Annotated in this window: 15 protein-coding genes; 9 read left to right on the forward strand and 6 right to left on the reverse strand. The window is 69.9% G+C overall.

Going from position 1 to position 20,765, the window contains the following annotated elements:
- Positions 1-20: 20 nt before the first annotated feature.
- Both ACH4S7_RS00900 and rpsA read right to left on the reverse strand, forming a co-directional pair.
- Complete coding sequence (locus ACH4S7_RS00900; RefSeq protein WP_398518899.1) at positions 21-959, reverse strand: PAC2 family protein; 939 nt, start codon at positions 957-959, stop codon at positions 21-23.
- 179 nt (positions 960-1,138) lie between these two features.
- Positions 1,139-2,644, reverse strand: coding sequence for a 30S ribosomal protein S1 (gene rpsA / locus ACH4S7_RS00905; protein ID WP_398518900.1), 1,506 nt, complete (start codon positions 2,642-2,644; stop codon positions 1,139-1,141).
- 387 nt (positions 2,645-3,031) lie between these two features.
- Here rpsA and ACH4S7_RS00910 point away from each other — a divergent pair, with 387 nt between their 5' ends.
- Both ACH4S7_RS00910 and hrpB read left to right on the forward strand, forming a co-directional pair.
- Positions 3,032-3,862 (forward strand): class I SAM-dependent methyltransferase, encoded by an 831-nt coding sequence (locus ACH4S7_RS00910; protein WP_398519982.1) that lies wholly within the window; start codon positions 3,032-3,034, stop codon positions 3,860-3,862.
- A gap of 198 nt (positions 3,863-4,060) precedes the next feature.
- Positions 4,061-6,670, forward strand: coding sequence for an ATP-dependent helicase HrpB (gene hrpB, locus ACH4S7_RS00915; RefSeq protein WP_398518901.1), 2,610 nt, complete (start codon positions 4,061-4,063; stop codon positions 6,668-6,670).
- Positions 6,671-6,765: 95 nt separating this feature from the next.
- Here the strand turns inward: hrpB and ACH4S7_RS00920 are convergent, their stop codons facing one another.
- The 3 genes from ACH4S7_RS00920 to ACH4S7_RS00930 form a co-directional block, all read right to left on the reverse strand.
- Positions 6,766-7,761, reverse strand: coding sequence for a DUF3068 domain-containing protein (locus ACH4S7_RS00920; RefSeq protein ID WP_398518902.1), 996 nt, complete (start codon positions 7,759-7,761; stop codon positions 6,766-6,768).
- Positions 7,762-7,774: 13 nt separating this feature from the next.
- On the reverse strand, positions 7,775-7,912 hold the full coding sequence (locus ACH4S7_RS00925; protein ID WP_398518903.1) for an SPW_0924 family protein: 138 nt from the start codon (positions 7,910-7,912) through the stop codon (positions 7,775-7,777).
- Between the two features lie 175 nt (positions 7,913-8,087).
- A complete protein-coding gene (locus ACH4S7_RS00930) occupies positions 8,088-9,845 on the reverse strand; it encodes a lytic transglycosylase domain-containing protein (RefSeq protein WP_398518904.1) in 1,758 nt (585 codons plus the stop codon).
- Positions 9,846-10,078: 233 nt separating this feature from the next.
- On the opposite strand from ACH4S7_RS00930, the gene ACH4S7_RS00935 reads away from it, so the two are divergent.
- The gene (locus ACH4S7_RS00935) at positions 10,079-10,885 is read left to right on the forward strand and encodes a DUF4184 family protein (protein WP_398518905.1); all 807 of its coding nucleotides are present in this window, start codon (positions 10,079-10,081) and stop codon (positions 10,883-10,885) included.
- 136 nt (positions 10,886-11,021) lie between these two features.
- Here ACH4S7_RS00935 and polA read toward each other — a convergent pair whose 3' ends face one another.
- The gene (gene polA / locus ACH4S7_RS00940; RefSeq protein ID WP_398519983.1) at positions 11,022-13,679 is read right to left on the reverse strand and encodes a DNA polymerase I; all 2,658 of its coding nucleotides are present in this window, start codon (positions 13,677-13,679) and stop codon (positions 11,022-11,024) included.
- A gap of 334 nt (positions 13,680-14,013) precedes the next feature.
- On the opposite strand from polA, the gene ACH4S7_RS00945 reads away from it, so the two are divergent.
- The 6 genes from ACH4S7_RS00945 to ACH4S7_RS00970 all read left to right on the forward strand — a co-directional run bounded on the left by ACH4S7_RS00945 (position 14,014) and on the right by ACH4S7_RS00970 (position 20,760).
- Positions 14,014-16,359: an FdhF/YdeP family oxidoreductase gene (locus ACH4S7_RS00945; RefSeq protein ID WP_398518906.1), complete on the forward strand. Its 2,346-nt coding sequence runs from the start codon at positions 14,014-14,016 to the stop codon at positions 16,357-16,359.
- A 179-nt stretch (positions 16,360-16,538) separates the two neighbouring features.
- Positions 16,539-17,012 carry a PaaI family thioesterase gene (locus ACH4S7_RS00950; protein WP_398518907.1) on the forward strand — a complete coding sequence of 158 codons (474 nt, stop codon included), beginning with the start codon at positions 16,539-16,541 and terminating at the stop codon, positions 17,010-17,012.
- A gap of 41 nt (positions 17,013-17,053) precedes the next feature.
- Positions 17,054-17,533, forward strand: a complete 480-nt coding sequence (locus ACH4S7_RS00955; RefSeq protein ID WP_398518908.1) for a hypothetical protein — start codon at positions 17,054-17,056, stop codon at positions 17,531-17,533.
- A gap of 152 nt (positions 17,534-17,685) precedes the next feature.
- Positions 17,686-18,393 carry a Tat pathway signal sequence domain protein gene (locus tag ACH4S7_RS00960; RefSeq protein WP_398518909.1) on the forward strand — a complete coding sequence of 236 codons (708 nt, stop codon included), beginning with the start codon at positions 17,686-17,688 and terminating at the stop codon, positions 18,391-18,393.
- Positions 18,394-18,498: 105 nt separating this feature from the next.
- Entirely contained in the window at positions 18,499-19,731 is a 1,233-nt protein-coding gene (locus tag ACH4S7_RS00965; protein ID WP_398518910.1) for a branched-chain amino acid ABC transporter substrate-binding protein, read from the forward strand.
- A 99-nt stretch (positions 19,732-19,830) separates the two neighbouring features.
- On the forward strand, positions 19,831-20,760 hold the full coding sequence (locus ACH4S7_RS00970; RefSeq protein WP_398518911.1) for a branched-chain amino acid ABC transporter permease: 930 nt from the start codon (positions 19,831-19,833) through the stop codon (positions 20,758-20,760).
- The last annotated feature ends 5 nt before the right edge of the window (positions 20,761-20,765 follow it).

The raw sequence follows: 20,765 nt of genomic DNA on the forward strand, positions 1-20,765 counted from the left end.
TTCCCGGAGCGCCGTACGGGTCAGGAGTCCCCTTCCCGCTCAGCGAGGAAGCGCTCGAACTCCAGACCGATCTCGTCCGCCGACGGCAGGTCCACCGGCTCGGCCACCAGACTGCCCCGGGTCTCGGCGCCCGCGACCGCGTCGTACTGGTGCTCAAGCCCCTGGACCAGCGCGACCAGTTCCTCGTCGCCCTCGCCGATCTGGCGCTCGATCTCATTCTGTGTGCGGTGGGCCTCGGTGCGCAGGGAGTGCGCCACGGCGGGCAGGACCAGACCGGTGGCGGCGGTGATCGCCTCCAGGGCGGTCAGCGCCGCGTCCGGGTAGGAGGAGCGCGCCACATAGTGCGGCACATGCGCGGCCACACCGAGAACGTCGTGCTCCGCTTCCATCAGGCGGTACTCGACCAGCGATTCCGCGCTGCCGGGCACCTGCGCCTCATCGAAGGGGCTGGGATGACCGGGCATCAGATCGGTGCGGTTGCCGTGCGGAGTGAGGCCGACCGGGCGGGTGTGCGGAACACCCATGGGGATGCCGTGGAAATTCACCGAGAGGCGTACGCCGAGGCGTTCGACGATCTGGGCCACGGCCGCGGAGAACCGCTCCCACTCCACATCGGGCTCCGGTCCGGAGAGCAACAGGAAGGGGGCTCCGGTTGCGTCCTGGACCAGGCGGACCTCGATGGCGGGCGTCTCGTACGACGACCAACGGTCGCGCCGAAAGGTCAACAGCGGGCGGCGGGCCCGGTAGTCGACGAGTCTGTCGTGGTCGAAACGGGCCACCACCTGGTGGGGCAGTGTCTCCAGGATGTCGTCGACGATCTGCTCGCCGGTCTCACCCGCGTCGATATATCCGTCGAAGTGGTAGAGCATGACCAGACCGGCCGAGTCCTGCGCGAGCGCCATGTCGACGACCGCGAGGCCCTTCGGCTCCCATTCGTACAAACCCTGCGGATCAAGCACGATTACCGCTCCTCCTCGTGTCCGTAAGGAACAACGCGCGGTGACGCACGGGCATTCCCCCGTCGCACCGCGCAGAGTCGCCCCACGCGTGACACCGGAAACGGCAGCAGAAAAGGTGAGGCCCGCTCCCCAGGGGGAGCGGGCCTCACCTTCAGCTATGCGTCAGCCGGTACGGAGCGTCAGCTCTGGCCTCCGGCCAGCTTCTCACGCAGCGCGGCAAGCGCCTCGTCCGACGCCAGGGCGCCGGAGTTGTCGTCCGACTCCGAGGAGTAGGAACCGCCGCCGCCACCACTGGCGGGCGCAGCGGCCGGAGCGGCGGGGCCACCCTCGGCAGCAGCGGCCTCGTCGGCCTCGCGAGACTTGATGACCTGGGCCTGGTGCTGCTCGAAGCGCGTCTGCGCCTCGGCGTACTGGGTCTCCCACGCCTCGCGCTGGGTCTCGAAGCCCGACAGCCAGTCGTTGGTCTCCGGGTCGAAGCCCTCGGGGTAGATGTAGTTCCCCTGGTCGTCGTAAGACGCGGCCATGCCGTACAGGGTCGGGTCGAACTCGACCGAGGCCGGGTCGGCACCGAAGGACTCGTTGGCCTGCTTCAGCGAGAGGCTGATGCGACGGCGCTCGAGGTCGATGTCGATGACCTTGACGAAGATCTCGTCGTTGACCTGGACGACCTGCTCCGGGATCTCCACGTGGCGCTCGGCCAGCTCGGAGATGTGGACCAGACCCTCGATGCCCTCGTCGACGCGGACGAACGCACCGAACGGAACCAGCTTGGTGACCTTGCCGGGAACGACCTGGCCGATCTGGTGCGTACGGGCGAACTGCTGCCACGGGTCTTCCTGCGTCGCCTTCAGCGACAGGGAGACACGCTCGCGGTCCATGTCGACGTCGAGGACCTCGACGGTGACTTCCTGACCGACCTCGACAACCTCGGACGGGTGGTCGATGTGCTTCCAGGACAGCTCGGAGACGTGAACCAGTCCGTCGACGCCACCCAGGTCCACGAAGGCACCGAAGTTGACGATCGAGGACACGACGCCGGAGCGGACCTGCCCCTTCTGGAGGGTGGTGAGGAACGTCTGGCGGACCTCGGACTGGGTCTGCTCCAGCCAGGCACGGCGGGACAGGACCACGTTGTTGCGGTTCTTGTCCAGCTCGATGATCTTCGCCTCGAGCTCCTTGCCCACGTAGGGCTGGAGGTCGCGAACACGGCGCATCTCGACCAGGGAGGCCGGGAGGAAGCCGCGGAGGCCGATGTCGAGGATGAGACCACCCTTGACGACCTCGATGACGGTACCGGTGACGATGCCGTCCTCTTCCTTGATCTTCTCGATGGTGCCCCAAGCACGCTCGTACTGAGCGCGCTTCTTCGAGAGAATCAGGCGGCCTTCCTTGTCCTCCTTCTGGAGAACCAGGGCCTCGATCTCGTCGCCGACCTTGACGACCTCGTTCGGGTCGACGTCGTGCTTGATCGAGAGCTCGCGGCTCGGGATGACACCTTCGGTCTTATAACCGATGTCGAGCAGGACCTCGTCCCGGTCGACCTTCACGATGACGCCGTCGACGATGTCGCCGTCGTTGAAGTACTTGATCGTCTCGTCGATCGCGGCGAGGAAAGCTTCCTCGTTACCGATGTCGTTGACCGCAACCTGCGGGGTGGTGGCGGTGGTCTCGGTGCTGCTCGTCATGTGGGAAAGGGCTCCGGTACGGACATTGAAGTCGTAGGTACTGCTACGCCGTGAACCCGTATCGCAGCTGCAGACATCGGACAGTGCCGGAGGCACCCGTGGACGGGAGACGTCGCCCCCGAGACCCGGAAAACAGATCTCGAAAGAACTTCACCCGAAGGCACCTCGTGACCGAGGGACATACATACAGTTGCGAGCGCGACCTACTACGTCTGAGGCGCGCAGGCCCGCAGCGCAACTTGTAGCATACGGGGGCAGCCGGAGCCGGTCAATGCGCGAAGGCGCACACCCGGGGCGGATCCTCCCATAACCGGCACAACTAATGTTTGCGGAGGCCACCATGGCTTCCCCTGGTCGCGCCGACCGCACACGACGACGACGGTGAAGATGATCCAGCACATCGAGGAGCCCGAACCCGAAGCCACCCGCCGTAGCGCGGGTGACACGGAGAGCAGCCGAGCCAGCCGGGGCTGGTGGGACCGGAACGCCGACGACTACCAGAGCGAGCACGGAGCGTTCCTGGGGGACGACCGCTTCATCTGGGGTCCCGAGGGGCTCGACGAGGCCGACGCCGGGCTCCTGGGTCCGCCCGACTCCCTGAAGGGACTGGACGTCCTGGAGATCGGGGCGGGTGCGGCGCAGTGCTCCCGCTGGCTCGCCGCCCGGGGCGCGCGGCCGGTCGCGCTGGACCTCTCCCACCGCCAGCTCCAGCACGCGCTGCGGATCGGGGAAGGGCTTCCCCCGGGCGAGGACGTTCCCCTGGTGGAGGCGGATGCGACGGCCCTGCCGTTCCGGGACGGCAGCTTCGACATCGCCTGCGCCGCCTACGGGGCGGTGCCCTTCGTGGCGGACCCGGTGAAGGTGTTCACCGAGGTGCGGCGGGTCCTGAGGCCCGGCGGGCGCTGGGTCTTCTCCGTCACCCACCCCATCCGCTGGGCGTTTCCCGACGAGCCCGGCCCCGAGGGGCTCAGCGTGTCGGGCTCCTACTTTGACCGCACTCCGTATGTCGAGCAGGACGAGCGGGGCCGCGCGGTCTACGTGGAGCATCACCGGACGATCGGTGATCGCGTGCGGGACGTGGTGGCGGGGGGCTTCCGGCTGGTGGATCTGGTCGAGCCCGAGTGGCCGGCGTGGAACAGCCAGGAGTGGGGCGGCTGGTCTCCCCTGCGGGGGAATCTGATCCCGGGGACGGCGATCTTCGTCTGTGTACGGGACTGAGGGCGAGCGAGCCCCGGGCCCGGACCGCACACCGGACCGCACGACCGGACCGCACGACCGAGCCGGTACAGCCGACGCGGCCGGCCCGGCTGAGCATGGCCGGTCCCGCGCGAGCCGGATAGTCATACGAACAGATTGGCCCACCGGCTCTGTGGATGGACCGGAACACGGTTCGACGGGACGTATGACACTGAGCGCATGATCCGAACCGACGCACTGGACCGTCTACCGGTACGCGCCTCCGTGCCCGAGCTGCTGGCCGCCCTCGACGAGCGCGGCACGGCGGTGCTGTCCGCGGCCCCGGGTACGGGCAAGACGACGCTGATACCGCTGGCGCTGGCCGGGCTCGTCGGCGAGGGACCGCGGCGGCGGGTGCTGGTGGCCGAGCCGCGCAGAATGGCGGTCCGGGCCGCCGCGCGGCGCATGGCGTGGCTACTGGGCCAGGAGATCGGCGACGCGGTCGGCTACACCGTGCGCGGCGAGCGGAGGGTAGGGCCGGCGACCAGGGTCGAGGTGGTCACCACCGGCGTCCTGTTGCAGCGCCTGCAGCGGGATCCCGAGCTGGCCGGTGTGGATGTGGTGCTGCTCGACGAGTGTCATGAGCGGCATCTCGACGCGGACACGGCCCTGGCCTTCCTGGTGGATGTGCGGACGGCCCTGCGTCCGGAGCTGAAGCTGGTCGCCGCATCGGCGACCAGTGACGCCGAGGCATGGTCCCGTTTGCTGACGGTCCAGGATGACGCCGAGGGGCCCGCCCCCGTGGTGCGGGGCCGGGGCGAGGGGCACGGGGCCGAGGTGATCCACGCACCGCCACCGGCTGGGATCCGCCCGGCCCATGGGACCTGGGTGGACCAGGCACTACTGCGGCATGTCGCGGCGACGGTGCGGCTGGCCCTCGACCGGCATGAGGGCGATGTCCTCTGTTTCCTCCCGGGCACGGGCGAGATCGCACGGACGGCGGGAATGTTGGACGGGGTGCCGGCGGAGGTGCTGCAACTGCACGGGCGGGCGCCGGCCGCGGTACAGGACGCGGTGCTGCGGGGCGGTGACGAAGGCCGACGGCGGGTGGTGCTCGCAACATCCGTGGCCGAATCGAGTCTGACGGTTCCCGGGGTCCGAATCGTGGTCGACTCCGGGCTGGCCCGAGAGCCGCGGATGGACCACGCGCGAGGTCTGGGCTCGCTGGCGACCGTACCGGTCTCGGGGGCGGGCGCGACCCAGCGGCTCGGGCGGGCCGGGCGGGAGGCGTTCGGCACGGTGTATCGCTGCTGGGCCGCGGCCGACGATCTGCGGCGGCCCCGCTTCCCCGCTCCGGAGATCAGGATCGCCGACCTGGCCTCCTTCGCCCTGCGCGTGTCCTGTTGGGGCGACCCCTCGGCGGCGGGCCTGGCCCTGCTGGACGCGCCACCGGCTGGTGCGATGGCGGCGGCCCGTTCGGTACTGCTCGCCATTGGCGCGGTCGACCCCGAGGGCCGGGCCACGGACCGAGGGGTCAGGATGTCCCGCCTCGGTCTCCACCCTCGGCTCGCGCGCGCCCTTCTCGACGGTGCCCCGGAGGTCGGCGCGCGCCGGGCGGCCGAGGTGGTCGCGCTGCTCAGCGAGGAGCCGCCGCGGGAGTACGGGGACGATCTGACGGCGGCCTGGCGCTCGGCCCGCCGCGGCGACGACGGGTACGGGGCGCGCTGGCGGGCGGAGGCGGCCCGGCTCGCGTCATCGCTGGCTGGCGGGCGGGCTCAGGGGAGGGCGGCCCCCGGCGGGACCTCCCGGGGGGAGGGGAGGGCGGCCCCCGGCGAGGCGCTCCAGGGCGGTGACGACAGGGTTGCCGGACTCGTCACCGCGTTCGCCTTCCCCGAGCGGGTGGCCAGGGCCCGCGGGGACGGGGCGTTCCTGATGGCGTCCGGGACCGGTGCCGAGGTCGGGGGCGGATCGGGGTTGCGTGCCGCGCCGTGGCTGGCCGTCGCCGTCGCGGACCGGCCGGCAACCGCCGTGTCCGCGCGGGTGCGGCTCGCCGTCGCCGTGGACGAGGACATCGCGCGGACGGCTGCCGCGCATCTGGTCACCTCGGGCGAGGAGGTCCATTGGGAGGACGGGGACGTCGTCGCCCGGGAGGTGCGGCGACTGGGCGCCATCGAGCTGACGGTGCGCCCGCTCAAGAAGCCGGATCCGGTGCTGGTCCGGGCGGCGCTCCTCGACGGACTGGCGCGCACGGGGCTCGGGCTGCTGCGCTGGTCGCGCGAGGCCGAGGGGTTGCGGGAGCGGCTCGCCTTTCTGCACCGGGAGCTGGGCGCACCGTGGCCCGATATGGCGGAGGTGGCGCTGCTGGACCGGGCCGGGGAGTGGCTGGAGCCGGAGCTGTCCCGAGCGCGACGGCGGGCCGACCTGGAGCGGGTGCAGGCGGGGCAGGCGCTGCGGCGGCTGCTGCCGTGGGCGAGCGGTGCGGCGGCACGTCTCGACGAGCTGGCGCCGGAGCGGATCGAGGTACCGAGCGGCTCCCACATACGGATCGAGTACGGCGGGGAGCGGCCGGTGCTGGCGGTGAAGCTCCAGGAGGTGTTCGGGCTGAGCGAGACGCCCAGGGTCGCGGGGGTGCCGGTGCTCGTGCATCTGCTCTCGCCGGCCGGCCGACCCGCCGCCGTCACGGCCGATCTGGCGTCGTTCTGGCGGGAGGGCTATCGGTCGGTCCGGGCGGAGCTGCGCGGACGCTATCCCAAGCATCCCTGGCCGGAGGACCCGGCGACGGCGGAGCCGACGCGTCACACCAAGGCCCGTGAGGCGAGAAACCGCGCCGCCGGCCCGGGGCCTCGGTAGGCGTCTCGTGGGCACACGGCTCGGTGGGCACCTCGTGGGCACACCGTTGGAAGCCCACCCGGGGGAACGCTCGCGCACATGGGGAGACGGGAGGGTCAGGTCGGGACCGGGGCGGGTTCCGGGTGGGGGGCTGTCTGCCGGGGATCGGGGCGGCGGGCGCGGGCCTCCAGGACGAGTGCCAGGGTCAGGAGTCCGCCGCCCAGGACGAGGAAGCCCCAGGGGAGGTAGGAGGTGAGCAGGAGCACCAGTCGCCGCTGTGAGGTGACGAGGTCGACGGTGGAGTCCACATAGTCGGGGCGCATCTTCACATGGCCCGAGAAGGCGGTGACCCGGTCCCGGCCGCCGAGCAGGGTGCCGCCGCGCAGTTCCTCCTTGTGGATCTCCTCACCGTTGACGGGGGCACCGGTCGCCGGTTCGACCCAGAACATCCGCTTGGTGGTGTACCAGCGGCTGGTTCCGGTCTGCTTCTCCAGGGTGCTCGCGTCGATGCCGGGGATGGGCATCTTCTTCGGGAAGGGGACTTTGGTCCAGGGGATCGTCTGCTCGAAGTAGTAGACGTCGAGGCCGCGGAACGTCCGGGTGCCCTGGTAGTGGATGGGTGCGGAGGTACGGGTCTGGGCGTCGAAGTACTCGTAGTCACGCTTCTCGGTGAGGAAGGGCCATTTGTACTCGATGCCCTCGCGCCGGACCGGGTCGCCGTCGACCGATTCGCCGGTGGCGTGGACGGGGGTTTGGCTGTGGGCGTCGAAGATATAGCGCTCCGGGATCTGGGAGACCATCTTGCCGTCGGGTCCCTGGACGTGGGAGAGCGAGTCCCAGACGACGACATCGCGGCCGGCGTCCCGTTCGATCCTCTCGGACTCCTCGACGTTGCCCTTGAGGGTCTGGACGATCGTCAGCTTCTCGACTTCCTTGGACCGGAGGGAGCCGTAGTCGAGAAGGACGGCGGGCTTCGCCTCCAGCACCATTTCCTGGTACTGGCTCGGCGGGACCTTCGCCAGCCGGGGGAAGGCGTACCAGCGCAGCAGGGGGGAGAGCGCGGCGAAGAAGACGGCGAAGGCGAGGAGTACGAGGCTCGCTCGGCGGTACATGGGCGGGGGCCTCCTACTTCTTGGGGCCGGGGACGGTGGTCAGCAGCGGCTTGGGAGAGGTCTCGCCCGGAGGCGCGCCGATGGAGGTGATGGTGAGGACGAGGGCAAAAGCGGCCGCCAGCCCGATGGCGGCGGCGACGAGGGCGCGCATACTCGGCCTCCCGGGGGCTCGGAACCAGCATCTGATAGAGCGTCAGGGCGGTGGCACCGTAGCAATCGAGCCGCGAGATGAGAACACGTCGAACCGCCCCTCCGCCGAGGGTGCTGGCGGAGGAGCGGTTCGATGGAGGAACGATGCGGGGAGGTGGGACCGGTTAGTCCCTGTCCTAGTCGGTGGACGACTTCGAGGGGCTCGGTGACGTGCTCGGGGTGGAGCTGGGCGAGGCGCTCGGGGACGCGCTGGGTGCGACCACGGTGAGTTCGATGGTCAGGGTCGCGCCGCCTTCGGCGGTGAGCCGGAGGCGGTACGTACCCGGACGATCTTCCGCGTAGATCTTCGGGAGCTTCAGTACGCCGTCGGCGTCGGTCGTCAGGCCGGTGAGGGTGCGGACGGTCTTGCCCTCGGCGTTCCGGAAGTGGGGGCCCTTGTCGTTCTCGACCGTCTCGCCGTCGACCCGCTTGATCATCGTCGCGGTGACCGCGACTCCGGCGGCGATGGTGTCCTGGTAGGTGGCCTTGACCTTGACGGAGGTCTCGAACTTCTCCCCGGCGATCGCCTTGAGGGGCTTCTCGCCGACCCGGAAGAGCTCGTCGGCGGCGCGGGCGGTGACCGTCGCGTCGAAGTCGACGGGGGGCAGGCTGCGGCCCACGACGGTGGCCCGGACCGTGAAGGACCCGATCTTCTCGCCGGCCAGGAGGAACGGCGAGCCGGCCGTGCCGTTGGCGGCGGTGCGAAGGTGGCTGATCGTCCCGCCACCGGTGAACTCCGCCTCGGTGTCACCGATGATCTCGAAACGGACGATCTGCTGGGCGACCGGACGGCCGGCGGAGTTCTTCACCCGGACGACGACCTGTTCGGCGAAGTCGCGTCCCGCCATGGCCGTCAGCTCGCCGGTGCCCGCGTTCTCGATACGGGTGACGGGGAGCGGGGGAACCGGAGGCTTGACCGGCGGCGGGGTCGGCTTGACCGGAGGCTTGGGCGTGGGCTTCGTCGGCGGCTTGGGCTTGGCCGGCGGTGTCGTCGCGGGCGGAGTCGGCACGGTGGGCGGGGTATCGATCGGTGAACCGGAACCCACGCCGGGGCCCGAGTCGGGCACGGTGGACTCGGGCAGCGTGCCGGTGCCGTCCGGGACCTCGTGGGTGCCGCGCTTGTAGAACTCGAACCAGGAGAGGACCGTGTTCAGATACTCCCGCGACTGGTTGTAACTGAGGATCGCCCGGTCGAGGTCCGCCCTGCTGGTCAGATCTCGGTCACCGGCGCAGAGGTAGCGGCCCGCGGCGAGCGCGGCGTCGAAGATGTTGTTGGGGTTCTTGAGGCCGTCGCCATTGGCGTCCTGCCCCCAGGTGGCCCAGGTCGAGGGGATGAACTGCATCGGTCCGACCGCGCGGTCGTGCGTGGTGTCGCCGTCGTACGCGCCGTTGTCGGTGTCGGTGATGTTGGCGAAGCCGGCGCCGTTGAGCTGGGGGCCACGGATCGGGGAGAACGTCGTGCCGGCCGCGTCGACCTTGCCGCCGCGCGCCTGCCCGGACTCCACCTTGCCGATCGCCGCGAGCAACTGCCACGGCACCCGGCAGGCGGGGTCAGATCCCGCGATGGTCTGCTCGGCCTGCTTGTAGGCGGCGAGCACGGTCGCCGGTATGCCTGATTCCGACGGCCCGGTCGCCGGGAGGTCTATGGAAGCCCCCGGCTTGTTGGGCGTGTTCAGGGACGGGAGGTCCGTGTAGTACGGGGAGTTACCGGTAGCGGAGTCGTCCGGCGGGAGTGTGGTGTCCGCGGCGCCCTGACCCGGCGTCTGGCCGTCCCCGCCCGCAGTGGCATGGGTGATGCCTGGCGCCTGGGAGGCGGAGAGTGCCGCCACAGCGGCGGCCGCCACCGCCGTGGTGGTCGCTCCTCTGCGCAGCCGACGGCCGAATTGCGCTGCCATACGTCTGTTCCTCCCCGAAAGCGACTGCCCGCGCTCCCCGTCCGATAACTGCGGTAACTCAGCGACCCTACGTCAACTACCGGTTCCAGAACACCGGCAGGTGCCCGGTTTTCACCAGTTCGCCACCTGCCCGCCGCCCCGGATCCAGGAGCGGGGCTTCCCCCATACTGAACATCGAATGATCAGCCCTTGATCATTTCTTGATTGACAACGGTCGCGAGGGGCCAGCACGTATGCCGTTCACACTGAGCCACGCCGTCGCGGTACTGCCGGGCATCCGGCGAGCGGGAACGGCCCGCGGACCACTGCTCGCCTCGGCGCTGGTGATGGGCTCGCTCTCCCCCGACATGACCTACTTCGCCGCTGGCGTGGTGCCCGGAGCCATGGAGTTCGGGAACTTCACCCACGCGCCCGTCGGGCTGCTCACCGTCGATGTGGCCGTCACCGCGGCGCTGGTGGCGATGTGGCTGTTGGTGCGCGACCCCTTGTTGGCCCTGCTGCCCGCGCGATGGCAGGGCCGTGTCCACGCCTGGCTGAGAGGGCGGCCCCTCACGGTGAGCCCGGCCACCGCGCTGCGGTTCTACGTCTCCGCCGTCATCGGCGCGGCCACCCATATCGGCTGGGACGCCTTCACCCACCACGACCGTTGGGGTACGCGGCTGCTGCCGGTACTCAACGAGACGTTCGCCGGTTTCGGCGGATACCAGATCGCGCAGTACGGCTCCTCCGCGATCTCGCTGCTGGTGCTCGGATGGTTCGCCCGGTCCGCGCTGCACCGGCAGCCCCCGGCAGAACCACCCGTGTCCGTGCCGGTACTCGACCGGCGCGGGCGCCGGTTCGCGCTGGCACTGCTCGGCGGCTGTGTCCTGGTCGGTGTCGTCCATCGGTGCGCGCGCTGGTACGCCCACCACGGGCGGGTGGACTCACCGCTCGACATCATCCCGACGGCCTGCTTCGGAGCGGGCGCGGGCCTCGCGGTGTGGCTGCTGCTGTACGGCGTGGGGACACGGCTGCGCGAACGGACACCGGAGCGGGTCTGACGCCATCGGCGGCGCATGACGAACTCTGCAACCCTCCGCGCCGGGTGGCCGGTGTGGGAGCGCCTCCGCACGGAGGGACTCCCGGGCTGAGCGAAAGGCCCGGAACCCCCCGGCCGGGGGTCCCGGGCTCCGGTACTCAGTGCGCCGCGGACTCCCAGTCCGGGCCCACCCCGACCGAGACGTCCAGCGGTGCCCGCAGGGACGCCGCCGCCGACATCTCCCGACGCACGATCGTCTCGACCTCCTCGCGCTCCCCCGGCGAGATCTCCAGCACGATTTCGTCGTGGACCTGGAGGAGCATCCGTGAGGAGAGCTTCGCCTCGATCAGCGCCGTGTCCACCTTCAACATCGCGATCTTGACGATATCGGCGGCCGTGCCCTGGATCGGAGCGTTGAGCGCCATGCGCTCGGCGGCCTCACGACGCTGCCGGTTGTCGCTGTTGAGGTCCGGGAGGTAGCGGCGGCGGCCGAGCATGGTCGCCGTGTACCCGGTGGCCCTGGCCTCGTCCACCGCGTGGCGCAGATAGTCACGGACCCCGCCGAACCGCTCGAAGTAGGTGTCCATCAGGGCGCGCGCCTCGCCGGCCTCGATGTTCAACTGCTGGGAGAGACCGAACGCCGAGAGGCCGTAGGCGAGTCCGTACGACATCGCCTTGATCTTGCGGCGCATCTCCGCGTCGACCGCCGCGGTCTCCACCCCGAAGACCTGGGAGGCCACGGTGTTGTGCAGGTCCTCGCCCGAGGTGAACGCCTCGATGAGGCCCTCGTCCTGCGAGAGGTGGGCCATCACCCGCAGCTCGATCTGGCTGTAGTCGGCGGTCATCAGCGACTCGAAGCCCTCGCCGACGACGAACCCGCGCCTGATGGCGCGGCCCTCGTCGGTGCGCACCGGGACGTTCTGGAGATTCGGGTCGGTGGACGAGAGACGGCCGGTCGCCGCGACCGTCTGGCTGAAGGTGGTGTGGATCCGGCCGTCAGCGGCGATCGTCTTGATCAGGCCCTCGACGGTCGACCGGAGCCGGGCCTGCTCGCGGTGGCGCAACATGATGACCGGCAGCTCGTGCTCGGTGCGGGCGGCGAGCCAGGCCAGCGCGTCGGCGTCGGTGGTGTAACCCGTCTTGGTCTTCTTGGTCTTGGGGAGATTCAGCTCGCCGAAGAAGACTTCCTGGAGCTGCTTGGGCGAGCCGAGGTTGAACTCATGGCCCACCGCGGCGTGGGCCTCCTTCACGGCCTGCTGCACGGCGCCCGCGAAGAGCTGCTCCAGTGTCTCCAGATGGGTGCGGTCGGCCGCGATGCCGTGCCGCTCCAGCCGGGCCAGCAGCAGTGAGGTGGGCAGCTCGACCTCATGGAGCAGATCGGTGGCGCCGACCTCGGTCAGCTTCTCGCCGAGCGCGTCGCCGAGGTCGAGGACGGCACGGGCCTGCGCCATCAGAGCGTCGGCCTCGGCGTGCTCGTCGTCGGTGCCGAAGGCGAGCTGCCCGTCGGCGGCCGGCGGGGCCAGCTCACGGTGCAGATACTCGATGGACAGGGCGTCCAGCGCGAAGGAGCGCCGGCCGGGCTTGACCAGGTAGGCGGCGAGGGCGGTGTCCATCGTGACGCCCGCGATCTCCCAGCCGTGCTCGGGGAAGACCCGGAGGCTGTCCTTGGCGTTGTGCATCACCTTCGGCCGGGCCGGGTCGGCGATCCAGGCGGCGAAGGCCCGGTCGTCGCTCTCGTCGAGCCGGGTGGTGTCGATCCAGGCGGCGCTGCCGTCCGCGGCGGCGAGGGCGATCTCGGCGACGGTGCCGAGTCCGAGCGCCCAGGTGGCCACCGTGGTCACGCCGAGGGGCTGTCCGCCGTGCTCCGCCAGCCAGGGGCCCAGCTCACCGGTGGCGAGGACGGTGCCGTCCAGCTCGACCCCGGCGTCCGGGACCGGGGGCGCCTCCTCGACCGCCCCGGGGTCGACCGCGAGCAGTCGCTCCCGCAGGCTGGGGTTCCGGATCTCCAGGACCTCCAGGAACCCCTTCAGCGCGCTTCGGTCATACGGTGCGCGCTCCAGCTCGCCGACCGCCTTGGGCAGCTCGACGTCCCGCACCAGCTCGGTGAGGTGGCGGTTGAGCTTGACCGCGTCCAGATGGTCGCGGAGCGACTGCCCGACCTTGCCCTTGACCTCGTCGGCGCGCTCGATCAGCTCGGCGAACGAGCCGAACTGATTGATCCACTTGGTGGCCGTCTTCTCGCCGACGCCGGGGATGCCCGGGAGGTTGTCGGACGGGTCGCCGCGGAGGGCGGCGAAGTCGGGGTACTGCGCCGGGGTCAGGCCGTACTTCTCCTCGACCTTCGCCGGGGTGAAGCGGGTCAGCTCGGAGACGCCCTTGGTCGGGTAGAGCACGGTGGTGTGCTCGCTCACCAACTGGAAGGAGTCCCGGTCACCCGTGACGATCAGCACATCGAAACCAGCGGCCTCCGCCTGGGTGGCGAGGGTGGCGATGATGTCGTCGGCCTCGAAGCCGTCGACCGCGAAGCGGACCGCGTTCATCGTGTCGAGAAGCTCGCCGATCAGCTCGACCTGGCCCTTGAACTCGTCGGGGGTCGCGGAGCGGTTCGCCTTGTACGCGGGGAAGTCGTTGGAGCGCCAGGTCTTGCGGGACACGTCGAAGGCCACGGCGAAGTGCGTGGGCGCCTCGTCGCGCAAGGTGTTCGCCAGCATGGACGCGAAGCCGTAGACGGCATTGGTCGTCTGACCGCTCGCGCTGGTGAAATTCTCCGCGGGCAGCGCGAAGAACGCCCGGTACGCCAGGGAGTGCCCGTCCATGAGGAGCAGGCGCGGACGGTTGTCGTCTGGGGTCTTCTTCGACGCTGTCTCAGCCACGGGGACGATCCTGCCACGGACCACTGACAATGCCGGTCACACGGCCGTGCCCGATGCCGTTGTCAGTGGCTCATGACACGATCGACGGTGCTGGACGGTGTACGGCGCCCGAGGCGGACGCCGACGCGCACACCGACCGGTGGTCGGCGCCCCACGGCGCCGACGGCCGGTGGTGGTCGCCACGCGTCCGGCGCGCGCGGGGATCCGCGCACCGACGGAAGCGGGGATCTCGCGGTGCGAGCCCCCCGCCCGAGTCCCGCGATCGAGGGGGAGCACGATGGCCACCAAGCCGCCCGAGGGTGACCCGGTCCAGGACGCGCCGGAGGTCACGGACCCGCCGCACGCCGCGGCGGGCCTCGCCGCCATCGGGCACACCCTGAAGGCCGCCGGGCGCCAGATGGGTGTGGTCCGCACGGCGCGCACCCTGCTCAAGGTCAACCAGAAGGACGGCTTCGACTGCCCCGGCTGTGCCTGGCCGGAGGGCGACAAACGCCATATCGCCGAGTTCTGCGAGAACGGGGCGAAGGCCGTCGCAGAGGAGGCCACCCTGCGCCGGGTCACACCGGAGTTCTTCGCCGCGCACCCGGTCGCGGATCTCGCCTCCCGCAGCGGTTACTGGCTGGGCCAGCAGGGCCGGATCACCCGGCCGATGTACCTCCCCGAGGGCGGCGACCGCTATGAGGCGGTGACCTGGGAGCGGGCCTTCGAGATCATCGCCGCGGAGCTGACCGCGCTCTCCTCCCCCGACGAGGCGCTCTTCTACACCTCGGGCCGCACCAGCAACGAGGCCGCGTTCCTGTTCCAGCTCTTCGCCCGTGAGTTCGGTACGAACAATCTGCCCGACTGCTCCAATATGTGCCATGAGTCGTCCGGCTCGGCGCTCACCGAGACCATCGGGGTGGGCAAGGGCAGCGTCTCGCTCGACGATCTGCATCAGGCGGATCTGATCATCGTGGCCGGGCAGAATCCCGGCACCAATCACCCCAGAATGCTCTCCGCCCTGGAGCGGGCGAAAGCCGCCGGCGCGAAGATCATTTCGGTGAATCCGCTGCCCGAAGCCGGTCTGGAGCGATTCAAAAACCCGCAGACCCCGCTCGGAATGATCAAGGGCGTCGCGCTCAACGATCTTTTTCTGCAAGTCCGGATCGGCGGCGACCAGGCGCTCTTCCGGCTGCTCAACAAGCTGATCCTGGAGGCCGACGGAGGCGTGGACGAGGATTTCGTCCGCGAGCACACCCACGGGTTCGAGGAGTTCCGGGCCGCCGCCCTAGCCGCCGAGTGGGACGAGACGCTCACCGCCACCGGGCTCGACCGTGCCGATATCGAGCGGGCGCTGCGGATGACACTGGCGTCCCGGCGCACCATCGTGTGCTGGGCGATGGGGCTGACCCAGCACAAGCACTCCGTGGCCACCATCCGTGAGGTGGTCAACTTCCTGCTGTTGCGCGGTGCCATCGGCCGCCCGGGGGCCGGGGTCTGCCCGGTGCGCGGACACTCGAACGTCCAGGGCGACCGCACCATGGGCATCTTCGAGCGGCCGTCGACCGCGTTCCTGGACGCCCTGGAGAAGGAGTTCGGCTTCGCCCCACCCCGTCACCACGGCTTCGACGTGGTCCGGTCCATCCGGGCGCTCCGCGACGGCGAGGCGAAGGTGTTCTTCGCGATGGGCGGAAACTTCGTGGCGGCCACGCCCGACACCGCAGTCACCGAGGCGGCGATGCGCCGGGCCCGACTCACCGTCCAGGTGTCGACCAAGCTGAACCGCTCCCACACCGTCACCGGCGCGCACGCGCTGATCCTGCCCACCCTAGGCCGCACGGACAAGGACATGGGGGCGACCGGGCGGCGGGTGGTGACGGTCGAGGACTCGATGGGGATGGTGCACGCCTCACGCGGCAACCTCGCCCCGGCGAGCCCGTATCTGCTCTCCGAGCCGGCGATCGTGGCGCGGCTGGCGCGGGCCGTGCTGGGCCCCGGGTCGAAGACCCCCTGGGAGGAGTTCGAGCGGGATTACGCGGCGATCCGGGACCGCATCTCCCGCGTGGTGCCCGGCTTCGAGGACTTCAACGCGAAGATCGCCCGCCCCGGCGGTTTCACCCTGCCGCACGCCCCGCGGGACGAGCGGCGTTTCCCCACCGCGACGGGGAAGGCCAACTTCACCGCCGCCCCGGTGGAGTTCCCGCGAGTCCCCGAGGGCCGGTTGCTGCTCCAGACACTGCGTTCGCACGACCAGTACAACACCACGATCTACGGACTGGACGACCGCTACCGAGGGATCAAGGGCGGTCGCCGGGTCGTTCTGGTGAACCCCGAGGACGCGCGGGAGCTGGGGTTGCCGGACGGCTCGTACACCGATCTGGTCGGCGAGTGGCGGGACGGCGTGGAGCGGCGGGCGCCCGGCTTCCGGGTGGTGCACTATCCGACCGCCCGGGGCTGCGCGGCGGCCTACTACCCGGAGACCAATGTGCTGGTGCCGCTGGACTCCACCGCCGACACCAGCAACACCCCGGCGAGCAAGTCCGTGGTGGTGCGGTTCGAGCCCGCGGCGGAATCGGCGCGGGAGCCGACGCCCGAGGGCCGTCATGGGCGGCCCGGCGCGGACACCCAGGACATGGCCCGGTGATGCCGGTGCCGCCGGTGATCTCCGCGTGACCGGGTCCGGAAGCTTCCGCACCGGGCCCCCGCCTGCCACGAGGCCGCGTGACCGGGTGCGGAAGTGTGATCCACGGACTAAGCGTTTGCTCAGCGATCTGATAAGACGGTGCACACAGCACTCACCGCACGCAGATCGGAGCCTGGCCCATGGGCGAGCAGACAGCCGTGAAGTTCCCGCAGGAGGTCATCGACGAGTACGCCGCGCTGGGCGTGGATCTGCCCGCGCTCTTCTCCGCCGGGGACCTCGGCACCCGGATGGGCATCCGGATCGTGGAGGCGTCGGCGGAGCGCGTGGTCGGCACCATGCCCGTGGAGGGCAACACCCAGCCGTACGGGCTGCTGCACGGCGGCGCGTCCGCCGTGCTGGCGGAGACGCTGGGCTCGGTGGGCTCGATGCTGCACGGCGGCAGCACCAAGATCGCGGTGGGCGTCGACCTCAACTGCACCCATCACCGGGGTGCCAGGTCCGGTCTGGTCACCGGGGTCGCCACCCCCGTGCACCGGGGCCGCTCGACGGCCACCTATGAAGTGGTGATCACCGATGAGCAGGACAAGCGGGTCTGCACGGCACGGTTGACCTGTCTGCTGCGGGACGCCCGGCCGGGCGACACCGGCGTCTGACCCGTTGTCCCGCCCCGCGGCGGCGGTCTAGCGTTCACGGTATGAGCTTAGGATCGCCGCCGGCGCCCCTTCGGGGTGGGTCGTTCGTCCTGTGCGCCCTCGCGCTCGGCACCACACTCGCCGGGTGCGGGGGCGACCTCGGCCCGACGGCCACCCGCACCGGCAACACCAGCAACACCAGCAGCACCGGCAGCACCGGCAGCACCACTCACGCTGGCGTACCCACCGGCACCGCCACCCCCTCCCCCCGTACGACTTCCCCCGTGGAGCTCTGCGAGAGGCTGATCTCGCACTGGGCCCGGGTGGTGCTCGACGGCGGCGCGGGTTCCCAACTCGACTACCAGGCAATGGGCCTGTCGGGCGGACAGAACGACATCCTGCTGGACGTGGTGGCCGCCGGGCGGTCCGCGACCGTGACGCGCGGCCCGGCCGCCGCGCGGCAGGTGATCGACGAGCGGACCCGCCACCGGTGCGATGAGCGCCATCGGGGCGGGACACCGAGCGGCGGTCCCTGGCGGTGAGTGGTGTGGGCCCGGTGGAGCCGGGCGAGGGCACCTGGACCGCGGGCGCTCTCCCGGAGCCCGGCTCCGACCCCGTACCCGTCGCCGCCGCCCCGCGACCGGCGCCGATGCGGCACGCGACCCCCCGTCGACACCGGTCGCGGGGCGGCCCGTTGGCGGCGATACCCGTCCGTCATCGCCGTACGACCCTGATCGTCACCGCCACGGCCGCGCTCGCGGTCGGGGTGACCTATCTCCACGCCACCCGGCCCGCCATGCCCCCGCCGACCCCGACCCCCTGGCCCGCGCAGACGGTCGACCTCTCCTACGGCGGCCCGACCCTCCCCGGCGGCGCGACCGGTGACGAGGAGAGCGACGGTGAGGCCGGGACCTTCGACTTCACCGTCCGGGTCACCACGGCCTCCGGCCCCCCAGTGACGGTTGAGCGGCTCACCCAGACCTCGGAGGCGCTGAGCGTGGACACGGTGCCCGCTCCCCCCTTCACCGTAAGCACCGAAAAGCCGCGCACGGTACTCGTCATGATTCATGTGTCGGATTGCGAAAAAGCGGCACGGAATGCCGGACTCCCCTTTTTAGATGTAACGCTGCGTAATACGCGCGCAATACAAGAACACAGCTACATCCTCGGCGACGAGTACGCCCGGGACCTGGCCAGAGCAATTGGCGCCGCCTGCCCTCAAGATCATCCATCAGGACTCAAACCCCCGGACGGTCCTGCACGTTCTCAGCATGCGGACACCACGAAACGGATGGAATTCCCCCGTTCCACCCTCGAAGTTCCGCTATGTATTACGCCAGGGCATAACAAGAGCGTCACAGCCTTGGCCAGACCACTCCACCAGCCGTATTCACCCGCTTAGAGTCACCGCCAGTCACCGCGCCACCGGATTTCTCATCAGTTCGGTTCCCGCGCTCGACTCGGTGCGTCCCAGGGGGGACGGCCGTGCCAGGTGAAAGGACTGATCGTGCGTCAACGTTCTCTCATAGCCATCACGGCTGCGCTCACCGCGGGAGCCCTCTCCCTCACCGCCTGCGGCTCCCGCGACGACAAGAACAACGACTCCGGGGGCGGCGACGACAAAACGGTCGTCATCGGCATCGACGCTCCGCTGACCGGTGAGCTGTCGGCGCTCGGCCTGGGCATCAAGAACTCGGTCGACCTCGCCGCCCGGCAGGCCAACGAGAAGAAGTTCATCAAGGGTGTCACCTTCAAGGTGGAGGCCCTGGACGACCAGGCCCAGCCCTCGTCCGGCCAGCAGAACGCCACCAAGTTCGTGGCCGACAAGAACGTCCTCGGCGTGGTCGGCCCGCTGAACTCGTCCGTCGCGGAGTCCATGCAGAAGGTCTTCGACGACGCCAAGCTGGTCCAGGTCTCCCCCGCCAACACCAACCCCGCTCTGACCCAGGGGCAGAAGTGGAACGGCGGCGACAAGGCACGCCCGTACAAGTCGTACTTCCGCACCGCGACCACGGACGCCATCCAGGGCCCGTTCGCCGCGCAGTACCTCTTCAACGACGCCAAGAAGAAGAAGGTCTTCGTCATCGACGACAAGAAGACCTACGGCGCCGGTCTGGCCGCCACCTTCAAGGCGGAGTTCACCAAGCTCGGCGGCGGCGTCGCCGGCGAAGAGCATGTGAACCCGGACACCAAGGACTTCTCGGCCGTCGTCACCAAGATCAAGAGCAGTGGCGCCGATGTCGTCTACTACGGCGGCGAGTACCCGGTCGCCGGCCCGCTGAGCAAGCAGATCAAGAAGTCCGGCAACGCCGTCCCGCTCGTCGGCGGTGACGGCATCTACAGCGCCGACTTCATCAAGCTCTCCGGCAAGGAGGGCGTGGGCGACCTCGCCACCTCCGTCGGCGCCCCGGTCGAGACCCTCCCCTCGGCCAAGGAGTTCGTGGCCAACTACAAGAAGGCCGGGTACAAGGAGGCGTACGAGGCATACGGCGGCTACTCGTACGACAGCGCCTGGTCGATCATCGAGGCCATCAAGAAGGTCGTCGACGGCAACGACGGCAAGCTCCCCGACGACGCCCGCGCCAAGGTCCTGGAGGCCATGTCGGGCGTGTCCTTCGAGGGGGTGACCGGGAAGGTCTCCTTCGACGAGTTCGGCGACGCCACCAACAAGCAGCTCACCGTCTACAAGTACGAGGGAACCGCCTGGAAGGCGGTCAAGTCCGGCACCTTCGCCGGCTGATCCCCAGCCCTTCACCCACCAGCCGCGCGGGGCGCATCGGTACAGCGCCCCGCGCGGAGTCGCATCCGTCGCAAGACGTCGAGACTCGGAGGACCTGCGGTGCACGAACTGCCGCAACAGCTGGTCAACGGCCTGCTACTGGGATCCATGTACGGGCTCATCGCCATCGGCTACACCATGGTCTATGGCATCGTCCAGCTCATCAACTTCGCCCATGGCGAGATCTTCATGACCGGTGGCTTCGGTGCCCTCACGGTCTGGCTCATGCTCCCTTCCAACACCACGATGTGGTTCGCCGTTCCGCTGATGCTCATCGGCGCGATCGTGGTGGCCACGACCATCGCGGTCGGAGCGGAACGATTCGCCTATCGCCCGCTGCGCGGTGCACCACGGCTCGCTCCGCTGATCACCGCCATCGGTCTGTCGCTGGCGCTCCAGCAGGCGGTCTGGGCCTGGTACCCCGAGGCGAAGTCCTCCCGGACGTTCCCCGAGATCCCCGGGGGCCCCTTCCACATCGGTGATGTCACCATCCAGACCGGTGACATCTTCCTGCTGGCCGCCGCCCCGATCTGCATGGGGATCCTCGCCTTCTTCGTGATGAAGACCCGCACCGGACGCGGGATGCAGGCCACCGCACAGGATCCGGACACGGCCAAGCTGATGGGCATCAACACCGACCGGATCATCGTGGTCGCGTTCGCCCTCGGCGCCGCCTTCGCCGCCGTCGGAGCCGTCGCGTACGGACTCAAGTACGGCGAGATCAACTTCCGGATGGGCTTCATCCTCGGCCTCAAGGCGTTCACCGCGGCCGTGCTCGGCGGCATCGGCAACATCTACGGCGCCATGCTCGGCGGTCTCGCGCTCGGCCTCTCCGAGACGATGGCCACCGCCTACATCAGTGACATCCCAGGTATGCAGCAGTTCGGCGGCCAGTCGTGGGCCGATGTCTGGGCGTTCGTACTCCTCATCCTCGTGCTCCTCCTCAGGCCGCAGGGCCTGCTGGGCGAGCGTGTCGCGGACAGGGCGTGACCACC

It is taken from the genome of Streptomyces sp. NPDC020965, from assembly GCF_044333555.1.
In the GTDB taxonomy this organism is placed as follows: domain Bacteria; phylum Actinomycetota; class Actinomycetes; order Streptomycetales; family Streptomycetaceae; genus Streptomyces.